Source organism: Ruegeria aquimaris, from assembly GCF_025751555.1.
Lineage (GTDB): Bacteria > Pseudomonadota > Alphaproteobacteria > Rhodobacterales > Rhodobacteraceae > Ruegeria_B > Ruegeria_B aquimaris.
The window spans coordinates 172226-194728 of record NZ_JAOWLB010000002.1 but is presented as its reverse complement, the minus strand read 5'-3'; the positions used below and the strand labels follow the sequence as shown (position 1 = coordinate 194728).

The 22503-nt window shown below is 64.3% G+C and carries 21 protein-coding genes; 9 read left to right on the top strand and 12 right to left on the bottom strand.

The window, feature by feature from the left end; all coding sequences use genetic code 11:
* Window positions 1-6: 6 nt before the first annotated feature.
* The 3 genes from OE747_RS03795 to OE747_RS03785 are packed head-to-tail and all read right to left on the bottom strand — an operon-like array spanning window position 7 to window position 2822.
* Window positions 7-831, bottom strand: a complete 825-nt coding sequence (locus OE747_RS03795; RefSeq protein ID WP_263827273.1) for an ABC transporter permease — start codon at window positions 829-831, stop codon at window positions 7-9.
* Window positions 824-1756: an ABC transporter permease gene (locus tag OE747_RS03790; protein WP_263827272.1), complete on the bottom strand. Its 933-nt coding sequence runs from the start codon at window positions 1754-1756 to the stop codon at window positions 824-826. The genes OE747_RS03795 and OE747_RS03790 overlap by 8 nt, the downstream gene beginning before the upstream one ends.
* Before the next feature lie 4 nt (window positions 1757-1760).
* On the bottom strand, window positions 1761-2822 hold the full coding sequence (locus OE747_RS03785) for an ABC transporter ATP-binding protein (protein ID WP_263827271.1): 1062 nt from the start codon (window positions 2820-2822) through the stop codon (window positions 1761-1763).
* Window positions 2823-2940: 118 nt separating this feature from the next.
* Between OE747_RS03785 and OE747_RS03780 the strand changes: the two genes are divergently transcribed.
* Window positions 2941-3654 carry a TetR/AcrR family transcriptional regulator gene (locus OE747_RS03780; RefSeq protein ID WP_263827270.1) on the top strand — a complete coding sequence of 238 codons (714 nt, stop codon included), beginning with the start codon at window positions 2941-2943 and terminating at the stop codon, window positions 3652-3654.
* Window positions 3651-5315, top strand: a complete 1665-nt coding sequence (locus OE747_RS03775) for an amidohydrolase (protein ID WP_263827269.1) — start codon at window positions 3651-3653, stop codon at window positions 5313-5315. The genes OE747_RS03780 and OE747_RS03775 overlap by 4 nt, the downstream gene beginning before the upstream one ends.
* Window positions 5316-5317: 2 nt before the next feature.
* On the opposite strand, the gene OE747_RS03770 is transcribed toward OE747_RS03775, so the two are convergent.
* Complete coding sequence (locus OE747_RS03770; RefSeq protein WP_263827268.1) at window positions 5318-6034, bottom strand: type 1 glutamine amidotransferase; 717 nt, start codon at window positions 6032-6034, stop codon at window positions 5318-5320.
* A 119-nt stretch (window positions 6035-6153) separates the two neighbouring features.
* On the opposite strand from OE747_RS03770, the gene smpB reads away from it, so the two are divergent.
* Window positions 6154-6630: an SsrA-binding protein SmpB gene (smpB, locus tag OE747_RS03765; protein WP_263827267.1), complete on the top strand. Its 477-nt coding sequence runs from the start codon at window positions 6154-6156 to the stop codon at window positions 6628-6630.
* 149 nt (window positions 6631-6779) lie between these two features.
* On the opposite strand, the gene OE747_RS03760 is transcribed toward smpB, so the two are convergent.
* The 4 genes from OE747_RS03760 to OE747_RS03745 form a co-directional block, all read right to left on the bottom strand.
* Window positions 6780-8648: an adenylate/guanylate cyclase domain-containing protein gene (locus tag OE747_RS03760; RefSeq protein ID WP_263827266.1), complete on the bottom strand. Its 1869-nt coding sequence runs from the start codon at window positions 8646-8648 to the stop codon at window positions 6780-6782.
* A gap of 71 nt (window positions 8649-8719) precedes the next feature.
* Complete coding sequence (locus OE747_RS03755) at window positions 8720-9070, bottom strand: DUF2794 domain-containing protein (RefSeq protein ID WP_164130813.1); 351 nt, start codon at window positions 9068-9070, stop codon at window positions 8720-8722.
* A gap of 30 nt (window positions 9071-9100) precedes the next feature.
* The gene (locus OE747_RS03750) at window positions 9101-9589 is read right to left on the bottom strand and encodes a hypothetical protein (RefSeq protein ID WP_263827265.1); all 489 of its coding nucleotides are present in this window, start codon (window positions 9587-9589) and stop codon (window positions 9101-9103) included.
* The gene (locus OE747_RS03745; RefSeq protein ID WP_263827264.1) at window positions 9574-10269 is read right to left on the bottom strand and encodes an ArsR/SmtB family transcription factor; all 696 of its coding nucleotides are present in this window, start codon (window positions 10267-10269) and stop codon (window positions 9574-9576) included. The genes OE747_RS03750 and OE747_RS03745 overlap by 16 nt, the downstream gene beginning before the upstream one ends.
* A 226-nt stretch (window positions 10270-10495) precedes the next feature.
* On the opposite strand from OE747_RS03745, the gene OE747_RS03740 reads away from it, so the two are divergent.
* Complete coding sequence (locus OE747_RS03740) at window positions 10496-10948, top strand: c-type cytochrome (protein ID WP_263827263.1); 453 nt, start codon at window positions 10496-10498, stop codon at window positions 10946-10948.
* Between the two features lie 55 nt (window positions 10949-11003).
* Here the strand turns inward: OE747_RS03740 and OE747_RS03735 are convergent, their stop codons facing one another.
* Both OE747_RS03735 and OE747_RS03730 read right to left on the bottom strand, forming a co-directional pair.
* Window positions 11004-11867 carry a DMT family transporter gene (locus OE747_RS03735; protein WP_263827262.1) on the bottom strand — a complete coding sequence of 288 codons (864 nt, stop codon included), beginning with the start codon at window positions 11865-11867 and terminating at the stop codon, window positions 11004-11006.
* 3 nt (window positions 11868-11870) lie between these two features.
* The gene (locus OE747_RS03730; RefSeq protein ID WP_263827261.1) at window positions 11871-12656 is read right to left on the bottom strand and encodes a phosphodiesterase; all 786 of its coding nucleotides are present in this window, start codon (window positions 12654-12656) and stop codon (window positions 11871-11873) included.
* A 314-nt stretch (window positions 12657-12970) separates the two neighbouring features.
* On the opposite strand from OE747_RS03730, the gene gpmI reads away from it, so the two are divergent.
* The 3 genes from gpmI to OE747_RS03715 are packed head-to-tail and all read left to right on the top strand — an operon-like array spanning window position 12971 to window position 16959.
* Window positions 12971-14488, top strand: coding sequence for a 2,3-bisphosphoglycerate-independent phosphoglycerate mutase (gpmI, locus tag OE747_RS03725; RefSeq protein WP_263827260.1), 1518 nt, complete (start codon window positions 12971-12973; stop codon window positions 14486-14488).
* Window positions 14485-15621: a murein hydrolase activator EnvC family protein gene (locus OE747_RS03720; protein WP_263827259.1), complete on the top strand. Its 1137-nt coding sequence runs from the start codon at window positions 14485-14487 to the stop codon at window positions 15619-15621. Before gpmI ends, OE747_RS03720 begins: the two co-directional genes overlap by 4 nt.
* Before the next feature lie 6 nt (window positions 15622-15627).
* Window positions 15628-16959, top strand: a complete 1332-nt coding sequence (locus OE747_RS03715) for a S41 family peptidase (protein WP_263827258.1) — start codon at window positions 15628-15630, stop codon at window positions 16957-16959.
* 75 nt (window positions 16960-17034) lie between these two features.
* Here the strand turns inward: OE747_RS03715 and OE747_RS03710 are convergent, their stop codons facing one another.
* Window positions 17035-17412 carry a hypothetical protein gene (locus OE747_RS03710; protein WP_263827257.1) on the bottom strand — a complete coding sequence of 126 codons (378 nt, stop codon included), beginning with the start codon at window positions 17410-17412 and terminating at the stop codon, window positions 17035-17037.
* 16 nt (window positions 17413-17428) lie between these two features.
* Window positions 17429-18190, bottom strand: coding sequence for a DUF6478 family protein (locus tag OE747_RS03705; protein ID WP_263827256.1), 762 nt, complete (start codon window positions 18188-18190; stop codon window positions 17429-17431).
* 272 nt (window positions 18191-18462) lie between these two features.
* On the opposite strand from OE747_RS03705, the gene OE747_RS03700 reads away from it, so the two are divergent.
* Entirely contained in the window at window positions 18463-21579 is a 3117-nt protein-coding gene (locus tag OE747_RS03700; RefSeq protein WP_263827255.1) for an ABC transporter transmembrane domain-containing protein, read from the top strand.
* A complete protein-coding gene (locus OE747_RS03695; protein WP_263827254.1) occupies window positions 21572-22462 on the top strand; it encodes a CPBP family intramembrane glutamic endopeptidase in 891 nt (296 codons plus the stop codon). The genes OE747_RS03700 and OE747_RS03695 overlap by 8 nt, the downstream gene beginning before the upstream one ends.
* The last annotated feature ends 41 nt before the right edge of the window (window positions 22463-22503 follow it).

Here is a 22503-nt window from a genome sequence, read left to right as displayed (position 1 = left end):
AGGCGCCTAACCCCGTTTCGAGGTCAGGCGGAAGAACAGCGATACCAGGATCGCGCCCGCCAGCAGGATCACGGTCGAGATCGCGTTGACCTCGGGCGTAACCACCCGGCGTAGCTGTCCCAGCATGAAGGTGGGCAAGGTTTCCTGTCCAGCGGATTTCACGAACTCTGTGATCACCACGTCATCCAGAGAGATGACAAAGGCCAGCATCAGCCCGGCCACGATCCCAGGCCACATCAACGGCAGGGTCACCCGGCGAAAGGTCAGCCAGCGCGAGGCATAGAGATCCTGCGCGGCGGTCTCCAGCGAGGTGTCCATGGTCTCCAGCCGGGCGCGGATCGGCAGATAGGCAAAGGGCACGCAGAACGCGGTATGGGCGACGATCAGGTAGATCATGCTGGTATGCCCGGTCCAGACCTTGATCGCCGCGAACACGATCAACAGCGCCACGGCGGTGACGATCTCGGGCACCATCAGCGGCTGGTTGATCAGCGCATAGATCATCGTCTTGCCCGGGAAATGGCGCGTCCGGGTGGTGGCCAGCGCCGCCATGGTGGCGGCCACCGTCGCCACCGAAGCCGCGACCAGCGCCAGGAACAGCGACCGCACGGCGGCATCCTGTACCGCCTCGTTGGCGGCGGCCTGCTGGTACCAGCGCAGGCTGAACCCCTCCCAGATCGCCATCGAGGTGCCCGCGTTGAACGAAAACGTGACCAGGATGGCGATCGGCGCGTAAAGCGTGATCAGGGTAAAGATCGCCACGACAGCGAAGCCGGGCAGGGTGCGGACCGAATAGCCCTTTTGCGGTTTTTGCGGGCGCGCGTCAGCCATCGGATTGCTCCCTTGAAGTCACCCGGACATACCACATCAGCGCAATCATCACCGCCGCCATCAGCATCAGCGACAGCGCAGCCCCCAGCGGCCAGTTGCGGCCCTGGCCGAACTGCAACTCGATCAGGTTGCCGAACATCAGGTTCTTGCCGCCGCCCAGCACCCGGGGTGTCACATAGGCGCCCAGAGAGGGGATGAAGACCAGGATCGAGCCCGCGATGATCCCCGGCTTGATCAGCGGCAGGATCACCCGGCGGAACGCGGTCCAGCGCCCGGCATAGAGATCATGCGCCGCCTCGACGAGGCGGAAATCCAGCTTGTCCACCGCCGCATAGACCGGCAGCACCATCAGCGGCAGATAGACATAGGTCATGCCGAAACCGATGGCGAAATTGGTGAACATCATCTGGATCGGCGCGTCGATGATCCCCAGCTTCAGCAGGATCAGGTTGATCACCCCTTCCGACCGCAACAGCTCCTGAATGGCGATGGTCCGCACCAACAGGTTGGTCCAGAATGGCACGGTGATCAGGAACAGCCAGAATTCGCGCTTGCCGGGCGGCCTTGTGGCGATGAACCAGGCCGTCGGCACACCAAAGATCAGCGTCAGCACCGTGGTGATCAGCGACAGCGAGAACGACCGCCAGAAGATCGACAGATGCGCATCGGCCCAGATCAGCGTGTCGTCAAAGATATCCCGCTGCACCAGCGTGTTCATCCAGCCTTCCAGCGAGAATTTCCACACGACATTGCCGTAATCGCCCGGCGTCAGAAAGGAATAGACCACCATCACCAATAGCGGCCCCGCCGCCGCCAGCGTGATGATGACGACAGCCGGCAGCGCCAGTATCCAGCGGTTGCGGTTGTCGGCGGCCTGGGCTTCGGCCTCCAGCTCTCCGGGACGATATGTGGCCTGTTCGCTCATGCGCCTAGTCCACCAGCACCGTGACCGCGCCCGGCGCCACCGACAGGCCCACCTGCGCGCCGATCTCCAGCGCGCCGCCCGCGCCGGGTTGGTTCGAGGCCCGCGCCTTGATCGCCTCGCCGGTCGTCAGCTTCAGATGCGCCACCGTCGCCTCGCCCGAGTACACCACGTTCTCCACCGTGGCGGTCAGCGCGGCACCTTTGGTGCCGGTTCCTGCCAGGGTCACATGTTCGGGCCGGATCAGCACGCTGACCTTGCCATCGGCCACGCCCTGCGGCGGCTCGACTGTGAATGTCCCGCCCGCCTCCAGCGTCACCGACCCGGCCGACAACTGCCCGTTCAAAAAGTTCGATTCGCCGATGAAGTTCGCCACGAACCGTTCCGAGGGCCGCTCGTAGATCTCGCGCGGGTTCCCGATTTGCAGGATCCGCCCGCCGCTCATTACCGCGATCCGGTCCGACATGGTTAGCGCCTCTTCCTGGTCATGGGTGACAAAGACAAAGGTGATCCCGGTCTCGCTCTGCAACCGTTTCAGCTCGATCTGCATCTCCTTGCGCAGCTTCAGGTCCAGCGCGCTCAGCGGCTCGTCCAGCAACAGCACCTCGGGGTGCGGCGCCAGCGCCCGTGCCAGCGCTACCCGCTGCTGCTGCCCGCCCGAGATTTCCGAGGTCTTGCGATGCTTCAGCTCTTCCATCCGCACCAGCCGCAACATCTCGTCGACCGTCTTTGCGATCTCGTCCTTGGGCTTGCCCAGCATCTCCAGCCCAAAGGCGATGTTGCCCGCCACGCTCATATGCGGGAACAGGGCATAGTTCTGGAACACCGTGTTCACTGGCCGCTGGTTCGGCGGCAGCCGGGTGATGTCGCGCCCGCTCAGCCGGATGGCGCCGATGGTCGGCGGCTCGAACCCCGCAATCAGGCGCAGCAATGTGGTCTTGCCGCAGCCCGACGGCCCCAGCAGCGTAAAGAACTCGTTTTCCCGGATCGTGACACTGACATCGCGCAACGCGGTAAACGCGGCATCGCCCGCGCCAAAAGTCTTCGTCACCTTGTCGATTTCGATCATGAATGGCCTTTGGGTTGCTGCGGGCGGAACACGTTCTTGCAGTAAAGTGCTATTGACAAAAATATTTTAGTCAATAAAAAAATTTTACTGGAAAAACTTTTTTGCGTGGAAAATCGGCTTGGCATTCGAGCGCCCAAATAGTGATCAGGTCGACCCGGGCGAAAGCTCTGAAACCGGTCTGCGCGGCCGGAAAAAGGCCCGCCGCAGGCAGGAGATTCTGGATGCCGCCGGGCACCTGTTCGCAATCAACGGGTTCGATGCCACCACCCTGGCCGACATCGCGCAGGAGACCGGGGTGTCGCCGCCAACGGTGTCTAATTACTTCGGCTCCAAGGAAAACATCCTCAGCGCGCTGATCTTCGAAGGGGCCGAGCGCGAGCGGACCAACCACATGAACCTGCCACGCGAAACCGGCCGGCCCTTTGCCGAGGTTCTGGGCGCCTTTCTCGTCGACCTGACGGCCAAGACCATGCAGATCGCCGGAAAACGGGTCTGGCGCTATGCCGAGGCGGCCAATATCCGGCGCCCGCAGTCCGAATTCGAACGCGAGTTCACCAATTCCGATCAGGAACTCCGCAAGCTGATCGGCACGTTCATGTGCGATTACGACATGGTGCTGCGCAATGGCACAGCGCCTGACCCGGATGTGCTGTCGCGGCTGTTCTACGACACCTGGACCATGCGCTATTTCTCTTACATCAAGAATGACGCGATGACATTCGACGCCCATCGGGCCGAGGTCATGCAGGCCATAACCGCGCTGGTCGCGCTCGTGTTCGACGACGGCTTCGCCGCCACCTCTCCTCTCAAACGCACAAAGGAAGCTCGATGAGCAACGCCGATCTGGTGATCCTGAACGGCCGGGTCCTGACGATGGATCCGGCCAATCCCCGCGCCGAGGCGCTTGCCGTCTCGGGTGGGCGCATTCTGGCGGTCGGCGCGAACGCCGATATCGCCGCACTGGCCGCCCCCGGCGCGCGCCGGATCGACGCGCAGGGCGGCACGGTGCTGCCCGGCCTGGTCGAGGCGCATCTGCACCTCTTTGCCGGGGCCTTTGGCCAGCGTTTCTTGCAACTCGACGGCGTACGCGGCCTGGCCGCGCTGCGCGACAAGGTGCAGCCGTATGCCAGGGCAAACCCGCAAGAGGCGCTGCTGATCTGCAAGGCCGCCGATTACAACCTGTTCGGCGAGGGTGTCACCACCACCCGCCAACTGCTTGACCAGGCGCTGGCCGACCGGCCGCTGATCCTGTTTGCGGGCGATCACCACACCGCCTGGGCCAATACCGCCGCGCTGACCGCCGCCGGTCTGATGCATGGCCGCGACACTCCGCCTGGCAACGAGGTGGTGATGGCCCCCGACGGCACCGCCTCGGGCGAGCTGCGCGAACACGCGGCTTTTGACCCGGTGATGGCGCTGCGCTCCTCGGGCGGGCGCGAAAGCCTGGGCCTGCTGGGCGTCGAACCCGAAACGCCGCCCACCCCCGCACAGCGCGCCGCCGACCTGGCGGTGATGCGCGACGGGCTGAAACTCTGCGCCTCCTACGGCTTCACCAGCCTGCACAACATGGACGGCAACCGTTACCAGCTCGATCTGCTGCGCGAGATCGAACAGGCGGGCGACCTGATCTGCCGCACCGAGATCCCGTTCCACCTGACGCCATCGAAACCGATCTCGTCGCTGGCTGATGCATCGGAACTGGCCGCCGAATTCGCCACCGACCGGCTCAGCGCGCGGCGGGTCAAGATGTTCATGGACGGGGTGGTCGACAGCTCCACCGCCGTCATGATCGAGGATTACGCCGACCGCCCCGGCTGGCGCGGCGAGCCGCTGCATTCGGCCGAACGCTTCACCGAGGCTGCCATCGACGCAGACCGGCGCGGCCTGCAAATCTCGGTCCATGCCATCGGCGATGGCGCCGTGCGCCGGGTGCTCGACGGCTACGAGGCCGCGCGCCGCGCCAACGGCCCGCGCGATTCGCGCCACCGGATCGAACATATCGAGGTGCTGCACCCCGACGACCTGCCGCGCTTCCGCGAACTGGGCGTGGTCGCCTCGATGCAGCCGCCGCACCCGCCCGGCGCGATGGATTTCCCGCTCGACCCCTGGACCACCAAGGTGGGCGAAGCGCGCTGGCCCTGGGCCTTCCCGGTCTCCTACCTGCGGGCCGAGGGCGTGCCCATCGCCTTTGCCTCGGACTGGCCGGTGTCGGACCTGAACCCGATGCGCGGGGTCAAGGCGGCGGTACTGCGCCAGCCCTGGCGGGAGGGCGACCCCGCCCATGCCAGCACCCTGCATGAAGCGCTGCACGGCTACACCTGGGGCGGCGCCTATGCGGGGTTCGCCGAGGATCGCACCGGCAAGCTGACCACCGGATACCTCGCCGATATCGTGATCATGGACCGCGATCTGGAAGCGATCCCGCCAGAGGAGCTGGACCAGGCCCGCGCCGCCATAACCCTCAGCGAGGGCGTCCCGGTCTGGGAGGTGTAACCTCAGCCAAGGCTGGCGCGCGCGCGCGCCAGCCAATTGGCAAACAGCGTCTCGGCCAGAAGTGACAGCTCGGCCTCGTGCCGCTCCAGCATCTCGATCATCACCCGCTCCGGGTCGGGGCCCAGCTTCGGCTTCAGGTCTTCGATCACGCCGGGGCTGGCGAACCAGTCGCGCATCGTCGCGGTGTCGATCTCGGGATGGAACTGCACCGAGCCCACCGCGCCCGCGCCGGTCATGTGCTGGTTGCCGCAATCGCCGGTCTCGGCCAGCGGCGCATAGCCCGGCGGCAGCGCCTTGACCTCTGCTGAATGCCAGCTGAACACGGGAAATGCCTCGGGCAGCCCCTCCAGCAACCCTGCCTGCGGCCCCGACCGGCGCACCGGGATCACCCCGAACTCCGCCACCTCCGATAGCCCAACCTCACCACCCAGAGCGGCGGCCAGCAACTGGTGGCCGAAACAGATCCCGAAATAGGGCTTGCCCGCTTCAACCGCACGGCGGATCAGGTCCAGCTCGTCCAGCAGCCAGGGATATTTGTCGGTCTCCCAGACCTGCATCACCCCGCCCAGCACCCAGAGCGCGTCGAATGTATCGAGCGGCGGCAGGTGCTCCGCCTCGGGCATCAGCACGGCTCGCGTATCGATCCCCTCGCGCGCAAACAGCGCCCGGAACCGTCCGGCATGTTCAAACTCCGCATGTTGCAGGATCAATACGCGCATCCGCCTTGCCTCATCCCGGTCCGTTTGCCCCGTTTGTGCAGCGGCGCTGGGCGGCTGGCAACTCGAAACCGCGCCACCCCGCTTGCAAGGGCGCCTGAACGCGCCTAAATCTGCCCCCCATGGCCAAGCAGAAGATAGACCCGAACTACAAGGTGATTGCCGAGAACCGGCGCGCGCGCTTCGATTACGCGATCGAGGACGACGTCGAATGCGGCATCGTGCTTGAAGGGTCAGAGGTCAAGGCGCTGCGCGGCAGCGGCACCAATATTGCCGACAGCTACGCCGCCGTGGAAAACGGCGAGCTTTGGCTGGTCAACTCCTATATCCCACCCTATGAGCAGGCCAAGATGTTCCGGCACGAGGAACGCCGCCGCCGCAAGCTGCTGGTCTCGCGCAAGCAACTGGCCGATTTCTGGAACGCGACCCAGCGCAAGGGCATGACGCTGGTGCCGCTGGTGCTCTATTTCAATCACAAGGGCATCGCCAAGATGAAGCTCGGCATCGCCAAGGGCAAGAAGATCCACGACAAGCGCGAAACCGAGGCCAAACGCGACTGGAACCGCCAGAAACAGCGCCTGCTGAAGGAAAATTCCTGAGGTCGCACCCGGTGGCAAGGTCGTGCAGGAGTATTTTTGACCAGAAAGAAGCAGCAGCAATTCGGGCTTCTTTCTGGTCGCAAATACTCCCGCCGGAGGCGACCGACGTTTGCCGCAGGCGGAACGTCAATCAGCTTTGATCCCGTCGGTCAGCTCTCAGGTATCCCGGCCTGAACCAGCGCATCAAGGTATTTTTCGAGGAACGCCTTGTTTCGGTGGGTCGAGCGCATTTGCCGCCCATAGGCCGCACTGGCCTTAGGAAAGATCTCGAGCAGCTTTCGGGCCTCCTTGCGCGCCTCTTCCATCTTGCCCTCGAAAACAGCGGCAACCACCAGAACGGATTGTGCCTGGGGCTTGGCCCGCACATCCTTGATGTCGGATGCCAGAACCTCACGCGCCAGCTTCCGGGCCTCGTCGTAGAGGCCCAGCTCCAGACGGGCATAGGTGACGGATGCAGGCAGCCACTCGGCGTAGTCGGGTTCCAGCCGCATGCCCCGTTCCATCAATTCCAGCCCCGCGTGCGCCTGACCCGAAGTCGCCTTGACCAACCCGCCCAAGGCGTTCGCATCCGCGCTGCCCGGCGCCAGGGCGATGGCCTTGTCGGCGAGCGCGATGGCCTCGTCATGCTGGCCTGACCCCTGCGTGAGGACTGCCGCCAACGTGTAGAACTCGCCGTTTTCCTCAATCTCCAAAGCGCGCGTAGCGAAGTCCATCGCCTTTTGCCAGTCCGCCGCCGGGTCGCCGGACAGGCCGAGCGTGACCTTGTGCCAGAATAGCCAGCCCATCAGGTAGTTGGTCGACGCGTTGTTCGGCTCCTTGCGATAGAGCGCGCCCCAAAGGCGTTCGGCATTGGCATGGCCTTCGGGACTGAACTTCTGAAACTCGGCGCGTCCCTGGACCAGGGCCACATAATTCTCGAAACTGCCCGACCTTTCGAGCCATGTTCGGGTGCCTTCTCCCACCGTCAACGATACCGAAAGCTCCTCGAACACGCGCCGGGATATCCCGTCCTGCAAGGCGAGCAGGTCGTCCATGCTGCTGTCTTCGCGGATCGACCAGATCTGCTGGCCCTTGATCGCGTCGGCCAGTTCGGTGGTCACCCGCAGCGTCTCGCCAGAGCGCAGCACGCTGCCACTCAGGATATAGCGCACCCCCAGCTCGCGGGCGACGTCAGTCGCGCTCACCTGCCGGTTCTTGTACCCTTTCATCGTCGAATGCGCGATCACCAGCATGTCGGGGGAAAACGACAGGGTTGAAATCACGCTTTCGGTGATCGCTTCGGCCACCCAGTCCTGCGATCCCGCTGCGCCGTGCGTTTCAAAGGGCAACACCGCGATGGACGGTTTTTTCGGCAGTTCCAGCGCCATCTCCGCCGGATCGACCGGAGTGAAATCCGGCCGCGTCCAGAGCCAGCCCAGGGCGGCAAGCGCGAGCGTCGCGATCAATGCGATCAGTATCAGGCGCGCGGGTCGGCCGCGCGCGGCCGGGTTCCTCGACCCCGGAGCGCCGTCGGTGACCTGAAACACCCGCACCGGGGTCGAGATATTCTTCAGCCGTTTCTCGCCCAGCGGCCGGTACCCGACCTCGACCTGCGATTTCAGCATGTCATGTGCGGTGCCCGAGACCACGATGCCGCCCGGTTCGGCCAGCGCCTCCAGTCGCGCGGCGATGTTCACCCCGTCGCCATAGATATCGCCCTCGTCGAAAACCACGTCGCCGAGATTGATCGCGATGCGATAGCGGATACGCCGGTCTTCGGGCACCTCCACCTCGCGCGCGGGCATGGCGCGCTGCACCAGCACCGCGGCCTGCATCGCCTCGACGACCGAGTTGAACTCGGCAATCAGCCCGTCGCCGGTCAGCTTGATGATGCGCCCGTGGTGGTCGCGGATGGTGGGGTCGATCAGCTCCAGCCGATGCCGTTTCTGCCGCGCCAGCGTGCCCGCCTCGTCCATCTCGATCAGGCGGCTGAAGCCGACCATGTCGGCGGCCAGGATTGCAGCGATGCGCCGTTCCATCTTGCCCCCTCGAACACCCGGCCGCCGTTAACCGTTGGCGGTCCTCTGGCCGGGCAGGATTTGCTCCGGCGTCAGTCCGGGTTCACCACCCGGATCAGCTTGCGTTCCAGCACGCGCAGCACTGATTTCAGATCGTGACCGCGCTTCAGGATGCGCCCGTCCATGCCCACAACCGCATACATACCCTGTCGCCCCCGCAGGCGCGGGCGTTTCTCGATGCGGTAAAGCGGGTGTTCGGCGGTGCGCCGGAACACCGAGAAAACCGCCACGTCGGTCAGGTTGGAAATGCCGTAGTCGCGCCACTCGCCGGCAGCCACCATGCGGCCATAGACGCCAAGGATGACGGATAGTTCGCGCCTGTCAAAGGCGACCTGAGTCTGGGCCGGGCCCGCAGGATACGGGCTGGGAGGCTGCATGTTCATGTTTACAGCTTGCCGCAATTTGCGGGCAAATCAAGCCTCCCGCGTATCCTCTGTGCCGGGCTGAGGCGTGCCGGGCACGCCGCGCCGGTGCGCATCGGGCAGCCAATCGGCATCGGCGCGGTTCCAGAACCGGTTGGGATTGTCCTCATCCAGCCCCCGGATATGGCGGGTGCGCAGGGCCGCCACCACCTGGATCACCGGCTCCTCATAGGGATGCGCGCGATAGATCGCGCGGATCACCCGTTCCAGCCGCGCGGCCCCGTCGGGCAGGAAGAAGCTCAGCTCGAGACAGGGTACCTCGACCGCCGCCTCGGTGGCCGCGTTCACCCCGCCGGGCAAGGAGCGAAAGCGCTGCACGCCACCGGTCTCATGGCTGACCTGATCGTAATCGCCCCATTGCAACGGGTCCTCCGACAGGATCGCCGCCCGCAGGGCGGCCGCCTCGGGTGCGGGCACCTGCACCATCACCCGGTACCCCGCCTCGGCGGTGAACCGGTCCGAACTCAGGCGGGGCAGCATTGTCCGCCCTCCCAGCGCAGCCCGAGGATCTGGCGCAGCGCCGCCGCCCCGGCAGGGGTCACATCCAGACCCCGCTCGCCCCGGATCCGCCGCAGCCATCCGGCGGTCAGACCGTGGGTCAGGATCTCGCGCCCGATCGGGCCCGCCACATGCGGCAGCCGCTCGGTCCAGTCCAGGCAGGGCCGCGCCAGCGGTGCCCGGCCGCTCAGGCTGACGCCCAGTTTCGCCCAGCGTTCCGAAGCCACCGCGCGGTATTGCGCCCCGTCCGGCAGCAGATCGCCCGAGGCCAGCAGCGCCTGCGCGATCCCCACCCCCAGCCGCCCGGCCAGGTGGTCGTAACAGCTGCGCGCCTCCAGCATCTTCAGCCGCGCGCCCTTGCGCTGCTGCGCGCGGTAGAGGTGATCGCTGGGCGCCAGCACCAACAGGGTTTCCAGCGCCTCGGCCACCTCCGGCCCGGCGATCCGGTGATACAGGCAACGGCCGCTGCGGGCGGCATGGATCAGCCCGGCCTCCTCCAGCCGCCGCAGATGCGCGGTGGCGGTCTGCGGCGTGATACCGGCGGCGCTGGCCAGCTCCTTGTTGGTATAGGCGCGGCCATCCATCAGCTCGCACAGCATCCGCGCGCGGCTGGTATCGGCAAGGGCGGCGCCCAGGATATCGAGACGTGGGGTCAGGGTCATGCCCGGAGATTACCCCGCCCGCCCTGCGCGCCCCAGCAAAAACGCTTCGCCCGCCATCTGATCGTCAGGCGGTGGCGTTCCGGCGGTACCGGCCCGCCGCGCTTAACGCCGTGATAACCCGCATGGTGGACTGTTGCCTGACCCATGGCAAAAGAACCAGGACTGTGAACATGCGGCGGACCCTATCCCGGCCCATCGACGGCCCGCAAGCGCCGGAACCCTCGGGATGAGGCGCCACCCGACCGGATTGGCGCTTTGCGCGCTGCTGGCCGTCTGGCTTCTGTCCGGCGTCCGCGCCGATGAACCCGTGGTCCGGGACGAGGCGGTCCTGGCCCGCCAGGCCACGATGAAATCGGCCAAGGCGGCGCTGGCGGTCCTGGCTGAGATGAGCGCGCTGCGCCGCAATTTTGACCGCGCCGCCGCCCGCGCCGCCCGGGCGCGGCTCCAGGAGGCGCTCGCGGATCTGCCCGACCGGTTCGAACAGCCCTATTCCGACAGACATACCCGCGCCCGCCCCGAGATATGGGAGAACTGGCCCGCCTTCCTGCGCAGCGCCGAGACCGCGCAGGAGGCGGCCCGGGGCCTGCGCACCAGCAGCCTGCCCGCGTTGCGTCGCAGCCTGCCGGCGATGATGTCGGCCTGCCTGGCCTGCCACAGCCGCTATCGAACCGAGCGGTAAGGGGGGCGGGGCTTTGCCCCGCGATCCTGCCCTGTCAGGCCGGGGCCCCCGCGCCTCAGGACAGCGAGATCGACAAAACCCCCAGACCGATCAGGCTGGCCCAGCCGATCCGGTGCAGAAACCGCGGCTCCTTCAGCACCACCGCCGCCAGGATCACAGAAACCGGGATCGACGCCTGCCGCACCGCGCTGACCGTGGCGGCCTCGGCCCCCAGTCCAAAGGCGCTGAGGATCAGCAGATACGACAGATAAGACGCGACCCCGGCAAAGACGATCCGCCCGGGCGCCATCGCCCAGCCGCGCACCACGCCCAGAAACGGCGCCTCGGTTGCGCGATCCTCCCAGGCGCGGATGCCCGACAGCATCAGCACCACCAGGATATAGGTAAAGAATAGAAAGGGCGCAGGCGAAACCTGCTGCATGGCCGCCGCATCGCTCAGCGAATAGGCGGCCGACCCCAGTATCGCCAACACCGCCAGGCCAAAGGCCCGGCGATCCTGCAACAGCCCGCCCGGCGATTTCTGGATCATCAGGCTGCCCAGCAGCACCAGCGCGATCCCCAGCAGCGCCAGCGGGGCATAGTCCCGCTCCAGCACCAGCCAGCTGAACGCGGCGATGGCCACCGGCGAGGACCGGACGATCGGGTAATAGACCGACAGATTGCCCCGCCGCAGCGCCGACAATGTGCCGTAGTAATACAAGGCCAGCCCCAGCGCCGAGACGATCACAAACGGCCAGGTCTCCCGCGGCAGGCTCAGCGCGGTCCCGGTGACCGCCGCATGGCCCGCTGCAAGAAGCACCCAGATCACCGACACCCCGACATAGCACGACACCGGATGCGCCGCGCCCTTGAGCGTCAGGTCGCGCAACGGGTGGGTCGCGGCCGAGACCAGAACCAGGGCGATCCAGTACGCCTCCATGCCTCAGGTCTGGTGCAGCGGGTTGCGCTGAAGGAAAGTGTTGAAATGCACCGTCATCTGATCGTCCGCGATCTGCACGATACCATAGGCGGGCGGCTCGTCGCAGAACTCGCCCGCCACGCTGGCCGGGATCAGCGGCACCTGGTGGTTCAGGCTGGGCAGGCTGGTGAACGGGATGCCGCGCCAGTTCACATAGGTCATGCGATGCACATGCCCGTAGAACACGTGCCGGATATTGCGCCCATGCCCCAGTACCTCGGCAAAGGCATCCGCGTCGGCCAGGCGGATATCATCGACATAAGAAATGCCGATGCCAAAGGGCGGGTGATGCAGGAACAGGTAAGTGGGTCTGTCCCCGGCCTCCTCCAGCCGCGTGCGAAGCCAACTCAGCCGCGCCGGGCACAACTGCCCGTCGTGATTGTCGCGCCCGTCGCGGGTGGTGTCGAGGAACAGGAAAACGCCTTCGCCGGTCTCGAACCGGTGCTGGATGAACCCGTGCTCGTCTTTCGGATGGTCTGGAAACACCGACAGGAACACGTCGCGGTCGTCGTGGTTGCCGATCATCAGGAAACAGGGCAGGGCGAAACGGTCGAGCCGAGCCTTGAACACCCGGTAGGCCTCGGCCTCGGCAAACTCGGCCAGATCCCCCGAGATCACGCAGAACGCGGCGTCGCCATGCCAGCGCGCGATGTCATCCAGACAGGCATCCAGCCGCGCCGACGGCACCCCGCCATTCAACGGCTGACCGTCGCCGACAAGATGGGTGTCTGTAATGTGAATGAACTTCATCCGAACCTTCCCTGAATGCCATCGGCGACCCTGACTGACGGCAGCCGCCACTTGCCGCCACTTGACCCGCGATTGCAAGCGGCGGCTTGCCGGAACACGACCGTTGGCGGTCGGAAACCTGCGCCGGGGCCGCGACCGTCCGGTCGCTTTCGCGCCGGAAAAACCTGCTGGAAAACCTGTACAAAACGGTCAATCGGGTCCCGGAATGCTGTACAAAACGGTCAATATCCAAAAATGTGCGGGACAAAAAAGCAGGTTCACCCCCGCGCGGCCACAGGGTAGAAGTCGCCCAGAGCAGTTTCCGGAGACCTGAAATGACCGCCCCCAAACCCGTTGTCCTGTGCATTCTCGATGGCTGGGGCCTCTCCGACGACACCCGTGCCAACGCGCCCCACCTTGCGCATACCCCGACCTTTGACGCGATCATGAGCAAGGGGCCCCATGCAAAACTGATCACCCACGGCCCCGACGTTGGCTTGCCCAGCGGGCAGATGGGCAACTCCGAGGTCGGCCACACCAATATCGGTGCCGGCCGGGTGGTGGCGATGGACCTTGGCCAGATCGACCTCGCGATCGAGGACGGGTCGTTTTTCGACAATGCGGCACTTCAAGATTTCATTGCAAAAACAAAAGTTTCCGGCGGAACGGCGCATCTGATGGGGCTGGTCTCGGATGGTGGGGTGCATGGGCATATCAACCATATCGTCGCCGCCGCGCAGGCGATCACCCGCGCCGGAGTACCGGTGGCGCTGCATGCCGTGACCGACGGGCGCGACGTGGCGCCGAAATCGGCCTATGGCTATATGGCTGAGCTTGCAGACCGCCTGCCCGAGGGTGCGCGCGTCGTCACCGTCACCGGGCGCTATTTCGCGATGGACCGCGACAACCGCTGGGAACGGGTGCAAGAAGCCTATGACGCGATGATCAAAGGGCAGGGCCGTCAGGTCATGACCGCCCATTCCGCCATCGACCATGCCTATAATCAGTCGGAAAGCGACGAGTTTATCTCGGCCACGGTTTTGAAGGGATATCAAGGCGTTAAGGATGGGGATGGGTTCTTTTGCCTGAACTTCCGCGCCGACCGCGCCCGCGAGATCCTGCGCGCCATCGGCGAGCCGGGCTTTGCCGATTTCGACACCGGGCAGCGGCCATCGCTGGCCGCGCTGCTTGGGATGGTCGAATACTCCGAGGGCCACAACGCCTATATGACCACGGTCTTTCCCAAGCGCGATATCGTCAACACGCTGGGTGAATGGGTGGCCAAACACGGGCGGCGCCAGTTCCGGCTGGCCGAGACCGAGAAGTATCCCCATGTCACCTTCTTTCTGAACGGTGGCAAGGAGGACCCCGAACCAGGCGAAGACCGGTTCATGCCGAAATCACCCAAGGTGGCAACCTATGACCTGCAACCCGAGATGAGCGCGCCCGAAGTCACCGACAAGTTCGTCGAGGCGATCGGAGCGGGCTATGACCTGATCGTCACCAATTACGCCAACCCCGACATGGTCGGCCATACCGGCGATCTGAAAGCCGCGATCAAGGCCTGCGAGGCGGTAGATCAAGGGCTTACGCGCGTCATCGCCGCGTTGGAGCAGGCGGGTGGTGCCATGATCGTCACCGCCGATCACGGCAATTGCGAGATGATGGTCGACCCGGTCACCGGTGGTCCGCACACCGCGCACACGCTGAACCCGGTTCCGGTTGCGCTGGTCGGCGGCCCGGCCGGGGCCACGTTGCGCGACGGCCGCCTGAGTGACCTCGCCCCAACGGTTCTGGCGCTGATGGGCCTGCCGAAACCGCCCGAAATGACGGGCGAAAGCCTGCTGTCATGATCCGGCGCGCCGCCTTTGTGTTCAGCCTTGGCCTGTGGGCGGGAACGGCGGTTGCCGAGACCGACCCGGCCGAAGCAGCGCGCGCGGCGGCGCAGATGCTCGAGGATGCGTCAATTGCCCTGTCCGAGGCCGAAAGCGCCCGCGACAGGGTGCGCGCCCTGACCGATACAGTGCAGGCCTTCGAGGCAGGGCTGGCTGCCATGCGCGACGGATTGCGCCGCGCCAGCGTCCGCGAGGGTCAGATCGCGGCGCAACTGAAGGCCAGAGAAAGTGAGGTTTCTCAACTGCTTGGGGTCTTGCAGACCATCGAGACCTCGCCGCCGCCCGTCCTGCTGTTGCATCCCTCCGGCCCCCTGGGTGCGGCGCGTTCGGCGATGATGGTGGCCGAGGTGACCCCCGCGCTGAAAGCGCAGGTCGACCGACTGTCCCACGATCTGGAAGAGGTGCGCACCCTGCGCGAGTTGCAGCAGAGCGCCGCCGAAACCCTGCAAGAGGGTCTGGCCGGGATCCAGCAGGCGCGCGCCGATCTGAGCCAGGCGATTGCCGACCGGACCGACCTGCCACGCCGCTTTACCGAAGACCCGGTGCGCACCGCGATCCTGGTCTCGTCGACCGAGACGCTCGATGGGTTCGCCAGCGGTCTGGCCGAGATTGCCGAGGGAGAGATTGCCGAGACCTCGGCCGATATCAGCGCGCTCAAGGGGGAATTGCCGCTGCCGGTGCAGGGTGTCCTGTTGCGCAAGGCCGGGCAGGCCGATGCCGCTGGCGTCACCCGCAGCGGCATATTGATTGCCACGCGGCCCCGCGCGCTGGTCTCTGCGCCGACGGCGTCCACTATTCGGTACCGTGGCCCGCTCTTGGATCTTGGCAATGTGGTGATCTTGGAGCCGCAACCCGACCTGTTGATCGTTTTGTCGGGGCTGCAAGAGGTCTACGGAAACGCGGGTGAGGTCATTCCGGCGGGTTCACCTGTCGGATTGATGGGCGGCGCAAACCAGGAAATCGGCGCGATTCTGTCAACAAGCGGTGATGGCTCTGGTACAGAGCGGTCAGAAACGCTCTATATAGAGGTCAGAGAGGGCGACAGCCCGGTGGACCCCGAAACGTGGTTCCAAACCGACAAGGATGGATAGACGAGCATGAGAAGATTCGTTGTGGCCGGTCTGGCCGGGACCCTCGCGGGTATCATTGCAACGACACAGGTGGCCGGTCCGCTGGTGGCGCAAGAGGCAAAGAGCAATTCCAAGGTCTATGAACAGCTGGACCTGTTTGGAGACATATTCGAACGCATCCGCGCCCAGTACGTCGAAGAGGTCGACGCGGGCGAATTGATCGAAGCGGCGATTGACGGGATGCTGACCTCGCTCGATCCGCACTCCTCGTACCTGTCGCCCGAGGATGCGGCGCAGATGCGGGTTCAGACGCGGGGTGAGTTCGGGGGCCTTGGCATCGAGGTCACCCAGGAAGAGGGCTTCGTCAAGGTCGTGTCCCCGATTGATGGCACTCCGGCCGATGAGGCGGGGATCGAGGCGGGCGATTTCATTACCCATGTGGATGGTGAAAGCGTGCTGGGCCTGACGCTGGACAAGGCGGTGGAATTGATGCGCGGCCCGGTGGGCAGCGAGATCGTGATCACCGTGGTGCGCGAGGGCGAGGACGAGCCGTTCGACGTTTCGATCATCCGCGACACCATCAAGCTGACCGCCGTACGGGCCCGCACCCAGGGGACTTCGGTCGTTTTGCGGGTGACCACGTTCAACGACCAGACCTATCCGAACCTGGAAGAGGGCCTGAAAAAGCAGGTCGAAGCGGCCGGCGGTATCGACAAGATCAACGGTATCGTTCTGGACCTTCGCAACAATCCCGGCGGCCTGCTGACCCAGGCGATCAAGGTGTCGGACGCCTTCCTGAACAGCGGAGAGATCGTGTCGACCCGGGGCCGCAACCCGGAAGATGGCGAGCGCTTCAACGCGACGGATGGGGATCTGGCGCAGGGTAAGCCCGTGGTGGTGCTGATCAACGGCGGATCGGCTTCTGCCTCGGAGATCGTGGCCGGTGCCTTGCAGGATCATCGCCGGGCGATTGTTGTCGGGACCAAGAGTTTCGGCAAGGGATCGGTACAGACGGTGATGCCGCTGCGGGGCGATGGCGCCATGCGTCTGACCACAGCACGCTATTACACGCCGTCGGGCCGTTCGATCCAGGCGCTGGGCGTCAGCCCGGACATCGTGGTTGAACAGCCGCGCCGCCGCCCCGAGGCCGAGGAAGAGGCGGCCTCGCCCCGCGCCCGGTCCGAGGCCGATCTGCGTGGCCGTCTGAACAATGACAGCCTGAGCGAGGATGAAATCCGCCAGATCGAGGAAGATCGGGCCAAGGCCGAGGCCACCGCCGAACTGCGGCAGGAGGATTATCAACTGGCCTATGCGATCGACATCCTCAAGGGCCTGTCGGCTTTCACACCGGCAAAGTAAGCCGTGCAGCGTGAACATGACAGGAGCCGCGCCCGACGGGCGCGGCTCCTGCTTTTCCGGGCCGGTTTATCGGGGCTACATGGTCTCCAGGCAATGCCGTCGAAAAGCGCGTTTCAACATATCCAGCTCCGCCCGTAACAGTTCGACCTCGGCGCGCAGATCGTCAGGCACGCTTTCTCCGGCGATGATGGTGAAGCTGCCTAGCTTCGCATCTGCGTCGACGTCCCGGATCAGGAATGTCTGCACGCCGTCAGCGATGGCGTATTCCGGAACAGGAACGGTCAGGGTCCAGAAGGAACTATCGGTGCCTTCGACCAGTTCCACGCCGCCCACTGTCTGGTCCAGATGCGTGACCTCGATCCGGGGCCGCTTGCCGGTGGTCGGTGCGCCTGTGATGCGCCCTTCCCATACCGAATTGCGGAACCGGATCTTGGTGAGAGTAAGCTCGCTCATGTCATATCCCCGTTCATCACAAGGCTGCGCGGCGGTGCCGACAGAAGGTCAGATCGCGGATCACCACCTGGTTCATCTCGGGTGCTTCAAAGATCAGGTCCAGCCAGATCTTCTCGATCCGCTTCTCGTTGAGCCGTGAATAGGCCAGATCGAATTCAACCATCACATCCTGTTCGTGCAGCGGAAGTTCCCGAACGATCTGTTCGGTGTTGGGCCCGTGCCGGATGTTGAGGCGGGCGAAAATCTCCAGCGGTTTCTCTGTTTCGATAATCGTATCCATCCGCAAGAGATGGGTGCGGGTCAATCCGTCCACCGCCTCCTCGGGCAGGTCGATCACCAGCGACAGGAAGGATCCGTCAAACTTGAAGACATCCATCCGCAACCCGTAGGGCGCCAGATCCGCCTCGCGCAGGTTGCGCAACTGTCGCAGCGTCAGTTCAGAGAACTCGCAGTCGTGAAACAAGGTCACCTCATTGCCAAGCATCGACCGGGTCGGGACCGAGGACAGGCCGGGCGTCGGCAGCGGGCCGCGCCAGAGTTCGGGCCGCCAGGACCAGTCGGTTCCATGCGGTTTTGGAAAGTAGGACGATCCGATCAGGGGCAGGGCAAGGCGGCCGTCGGCTACATTGATCAGGCGGTCCAGATGCAACCGAAGGTCACGGGCGCGATTGCGCTGGCGACGTAACTCGGACAGCGGCGCGGCCAGCGAATTGCGCGCGGCCGCACGCCAGCGCCGCATCTCGCGCAAGTGAAACAATCTGTCCAGTAGCCTGCCCATTCCCGACCCGTCAAAAGTGGTGACTTGGTGTTTTCTCTGTTTAGCGAAAGGATGTTAACTAATTAAGCCCAAGAACCAAGTTTGGCTGCATTTTTTGATCCGGTTGGAAACAATCGCTGTATCGTCCGGTTTATGGCGTAGGGCTGCGAGGTCCCCATACCAGCCGGAGCGCTTGAATTTGCGGCTTGCAGTGCTTACCGTCCTTATCCCGGGAATAGCCGCGTTTCAGGCGCTGGACCGTGGGTTTACAGTGCGGTGACGAAAGGTGGGGCATGGAGCCCAGTCTGTTTTCCTTTATCTGGAAACACTCCAGGAAACAGCAACTGGTCCTGCTGGCCCTGACGCTGCTTTCCTTTCCCTTTCTCTATGCCTCGCTGGAACTGCCCAAACGGATCATCAACGACGCCATCGGCGCCGAGTTGAACCGCGTCACTGTCTGGGGGGTCGAACTGACCCAGATCCAGTACCTGTTTGCCTTGTGCCTGGCGTTTTTGGCAATGGTGCTGATCAGCGGGCTGATGAAGATGAAACTCAACACCATGAAAGGGGTGTTGAGCGAACGGATGCTCCGGCGGCTGCGGTATATGCTGATCGGTCGAATGATGCGGTTCCCGCGCAGCTACTACCAGACCACCAGTCAGGGGGAGCTGGTCTCGATGATCACCTCCGAGGCCGAGCCGATGGGCGGGCTGATGGGCGATGCCATCGCCCAACCTGTTTTCCAGGCGGGGCAGATGCTGACCATCGTGACGTTCCTGTTCATACAGAACGTCTGGTTCGGGCTTGCCTCGGTGGCGCTGATCCCGTTGCAGGCCTGGATCATTCCCAAGCTTCAGCGCCAGATCAACCTGCTGAACAAGGCCCGCATTCAGGAAGTCCGGCGGCTGAGTTCCGAAATCGGTGAAACCGCCGCCGGAATCTCGGACCTGCGCGCTAACGGCGGCTGGCGCTACCGGCTGGCGCAGGTGACCGATCGGCTCGGGCGGCTCTACGATATCCGCTTCAGGATCTATCAGAAGAAATTCTTCATGAAGTTCCTGAACAACCTGATCTCCCAGATGACGCCGTTCCTGTTCTATTCGGTGGGTGGCTATCTGGCGATCAAGGGGCAGATCACGGTGGGGGCGCTAGTGGCGGCGCTGGCGGCCTACAAGGATCTGTCCAGCCCGTGGAAGGAGCTTCTCGACTACTACAACCAGGTGCAGGACATGTCGCTGCGCTGGCAGGTGGTGACGGAACGGTTTGCGCCGCTGGGCATGATCCCGGCCGAACTGTTTGAAGGCGAGCCGGAGACCATTCCGCGGCTGGATGGGCCGATCGAGCTGCGCGATGTCACGGTGCGGGATCAGGATGGCAACACGATCCTGGAGGATATCAACCTGATCATTCCGCCCGGTGCGCGGGTTGCGGTTCAGTCCGATCGCCCGGCGGAACGTGCTGCTCTTGCGCAATTGCTGACGCGCGAGGTCGTGCCCTCGCGGGGGCAGGTGCTGGTGTCCGGATACCCGATCAACGAATTGCATCAATCCGTCATTGCCGCACGGATCGGGCACGCGCATTCCCGGCCTTATCTGTTCGACGGAACGCTGGGGGACAACCTGATGATGCCGCTGCGCGTCCGTCCGCAGCAAGGTGATGCATCGAAGACACGACCGACGACCAAGCAGATCGAGGCGCTTCAGGCCGGGAACAGCGGCGACGGACTGGACGCCGACTGGATCGACCCCGCTCTGGCCGGGCTGGAGGATGGCGATCAGGTCCGGGACTGGTGGTTTCAGCTGGTCGAGGCAATGGGTACCGACGAGTTCATGTTTCGCCGCACCCTGCGGTCGATGATTGACGTTCGCGCCCATGCCGCACTGGCCGACGAGATCGTGGGGCTTCGCGAGACCGTTGCGCATCGGTTGGCCGAGCGCGGCCTGGCCGATCTGGTCCATCGGTTCGATCCGGAGCGTTTCAACCCCGCGGTGCCGTTGGGCGGCAACCTGTTATATGCCGCTCCCGCCCGCAAGATTTCGCAGGATCAACTGGTCTCGGATGGTCGCTTTATCACGATGCTGTACGAGGAAGGCCTGGCGGAGGAGGCGATGGCGATGGCGCTGGGCGTTGTCGCGACATTGCGGCAGACCTTTGGCCGGGACGGGACCCAGCACCCGCTGTTCCGTAAGCTCGGGCTCGAAGACGAGACCTATCTGCACCTGCTCGACATTGCGGACAGGCACTCGGCGCGCGGGGCAGAGGCGCTGAGCACGGATGACCGGGCGCTGTTGATGACGGTTCCCTTCCTGCTCACCGCCGAACAGATAGGTCCCGCGTTCCCCGAGGAATACAAGGAGAAGATCCTTGCCATACGCCGCACCCGTGCGGACCGGTTGCGGGGGCTGGTTGGCAGCGACTTTGTTGCGGTTGACCCGTCCACTTACATCCCGCGCCTGACAGTGCTGGAAAACGCGTTGTTCGGGCGCGTTTCGATCATGGCGGGGGCGCGCGCCGAAGAGGTCGAAGACACCGTTGCCGAGATCATGAACGAAGCCGGGCTGAGGCGGAAACTGGCCGCCATCATCTATGACCTGCCTGCGGGTCTGGGTGGTGCAAACCTGCCGACGGTGTTTCAGGAACGCGCGGCGTTTTCCCGTGCCGCGATCAAGCGGCCGGACATTCTGATTCTGGATAAGGTGTTGGCCAGCCATGATTCGGAAAGCCGTTTGCGCACGCGCCAGAAGCTGCGCGACCTGCTGCCGAACGCGATTATCCTTTTTATGGAAGACCGTTTTGCTCACCCCGAAGCCTATGATCTGTTTGTTGAGATAAGACATGGCCGGATCGATGGCATTTCCGATGCGCATTTGAATCTGGGTGAAATGGCGGGGGTCGATCTGGATCGCAAGCTCAAGATCATCGCCGCGACCCCGCTATTTGCGCGGCTCGACACCCGTAACCAGCGGCTGCTGGCGTTTTCGGCGCAATGGTACGATGTCCCGGCCGGACAGGTGATCTTTTCGCACGGGCAGACGGCGGATGCGGCCTATCTCTGCCTCGAAGGCCGCGCCGCGCTGCGCTGGCCGGACGATGCCCCGGGTGAGCGGCCGATCACTCTGGTTGAGCCGGGACGGCTGATCGGTGATCTGTCGATCATCACCCGACAGCCAAGACCGATGGACCTGATTGCCGAAACTGACAGCAAGTTCCTGCGGATCGGAGCCGAAGAGTTCAGGGCGGTGATCGAGCATGATGCCAGCGTGTCACTACAGCTTCTTCAGACCGTTTCCGGGCACCTGGTCGAGGCGGGCGACATCCTGCGTGCCGCGCGCCTCAACATTACTGATTTTACCGACCCGGGGATGAGCACCAAGTTCCCCGATGCAGGAGGCAAATCTGCCGATGCCTGAGCCAGACCCTTATGCCGCGCATGAAGCGCTGGTTACACCGGGCAGATTGAGGCCGGAGATATGGCGGCTGTTTCTGGGGCTGGTGCTGATCTCGGTGTTTGTGCTGGCCTGCAACACAGCGGTCCTGGCTCTGGTTTCCAGGTTTGCCTCGCCGGAATGGACCGAGAGCTTTCTGGCGGGAACGACGCCAGCGGGTCTGCTCCTGCTGTTGAGCAGTTTCCTGTTTGTTACGCTGGGCGTTGCCTTGGCCGCACGGATTGTCAACAAGCGACGCTTCTGGGGCATCCTGGGCCAACCGCATCTTGCGGTTTCGCAGTTCTGGCGGGTTTTCCGGACTCTGGTTGGCCTTGGTGTCGTCCTGCTGATCCTGCCGCCCTATGACATGGGCGAACCGCTGGAGGACAATCTGTCGCTCGGGCTCTGGCTGCCGCTGCTTCCATTGTCGCTTGTCGCCATCGGCATCCAGACCAGCGCCGAGGAAATCCTGTTCCGAGGGTATGTTCAGCAAACCGTCGCGGCGCGGTTCCAGAGCCGTGTCTCCTGGATGGCGCTGCCATCCTTGCTGTTTGCCCTGGGTCATTACCTACCTGCCGAGGCGGGCGAAAACGCATTGTTGATCGCGCTCTGGGCGTTTGTCTTCGGGATGCTCACCGCCGATATCACGGCCCGGGCGGGGACGCTTGGCCCGGCCATCGCCATGCACCTGTTCAACAACATGGTGGCATTGCTGATTGTCGCCATGCCCGGCAGCCTCAGCGGGCTGTCGCTCTATCTGCTGCCGTACGATATGGCCGATACAGAAAACCTGCGTGCCTGGCTGGCGGTCGACTTCGCGGTGATGTTTGTGGCATGGCTTGCCGCGCGGGTTGCATTGCGTCGCTGATTGCATTTCCGGGCGCATCGCCTTATCTGACCCGAGTGCAG

Bases quoted from the DNA above. Each gene is read 5' to 3' on its own strand.
- OE747_RS03795 (WP_263827273.1), bottom strand. From the start codon at position 831: ATGGCTGACGCGCGCCCGCAAAAACCGCAAAAGGGCTATTCGGTCCGC.
- OE747_RS03790 (WP_263827272.1), bottom strand. From the start codon at position 1,756: ATGAGCGAACAGGCCACATATCGTCCCGGAGAGCTGGAGGCCGAAGCC.
- OE747_RS03785 (WP_263827271.1), bottom strand. From the start codon at position 2,822: ATGATCGAAATCGACAAGGTGACGAAGACTTTTGGCGCGGGCGATGCC.
- OE747_RS03775 (WP_263827269.1), top strand. From the start codon at position 3,651: ATGAGCAACGCCGATCTGGTGATCCTGAACGGCCGGGTCCTGACGATG.
- OE747_RS03770 (WP_263827268.1), bottom strand. From the start codon at position 6,034: ATGCGCGTATTGATCCTGCAACATGCGGAGTTTGAACATGCCGGACGG.
- smpB (WP_263827267.1), top strand. From the start codon at position 6,154: ATGGCCAAGCAGAAGATAGACCCGAACTACAAGGTGATTGCCGAGAAC.
- OE747_RS03760 (WP_263827266.1), bottom strand. From the start codon at position 8,648: ATGGAACGGCGCATCGCTGCAATCCTGGCCGCCGACATGGTCGGCTTC.
- OE747_RS03755 (WP_164130813.1), bottom strand. From the start codon at position 9,070: ATGAACATGCAGCCTCCCAGCCCGTATCCTGCGGGCCCGGCCCAGACT.
- OE747_RS03750 (WP_263827265.1), bottom strand. From the start codon at position 9,589: ATGCTGCCCCGCCTGAGTTCGGACCGGTTCACCGCCGAGGCGGGGTAC.
- OE747_RS03745 (WP_263827264.1), bottom strand. From the start codon at position 10,269: ATGACCCTGACCCCACGTCTCGATATCCTGGGCGCCGCCCTTGCCGAT.
- OE747_RS03740 (WP_263827263.1), top strand. From the start codon at position 10,496: ATGAGGCGCCACCCGACCGGATTGGCGCTTTGCGCGCTGCTGGCCGTC.
- OE747_RS03735 (WP_263827262.1), bottom strand. From the start codon at position 11,867: ATGGAGGCGTACTGGATCGCCCTGGTTCTGGTCTCGGCCGCGACCCAC.
- OE747_RS03730 (WP_263827261.1), bottom strand. From the start codon at position 12,656: ATGAAGTTCATTCACATTACAGACACCCATCTTGTCGGCGACGGTCAG.
- gpmI (WP_263827260.1), top strand. From the start codon at position 12,971: ATGACCGCCCCCAAACCCGTTGTCCTGTGCATTCTCGATGGCTGGGGC.
- OE747_RS03720 (WP_263827259.1), top strand. From the start codon at position 14,485: ATGATCCGGCGCGCCGCCTTTGTGTTCAGCCTTGGCCTGTGGGCGGGA.
- OE747_RS03715 (WP_263827258.1), top strand. From the start codon at position 15,628: ATGAGAAGATTCGTTGTGGCCGGTCTGGCCGGGACCCTCGCGGGTATC.
- OE747_RS03710 (WP_263827257.1), bottom strand. From the start codon at position 17,412: ATGAGCGAGCTTACTCTCACCAAGATCCGGTTCCGCAATTCGGTATGG.
- OE747_RS03705 (WP_263827256.1), bottom strand. From the start codon at position 18,190: ATGGGCAGGCTACTGGACAGATTGTTTCACTTGCGCGAGATGCGGCGC.
- OE747_RS03700 (WP_263827255.1), top strand. From the start codon at position 18,463: ATGGAGCCCAGTCTGTTTTCCTTTATCTGGAAACACTCCAGGAAACAG.
- OE747_RS03695 (WP_263827254.1), top strand. From the start codon at position 21,572: ATGCCTGAGCCAGACCCTTATGCCGCGCATGAAGCGCTGGTTACACCG.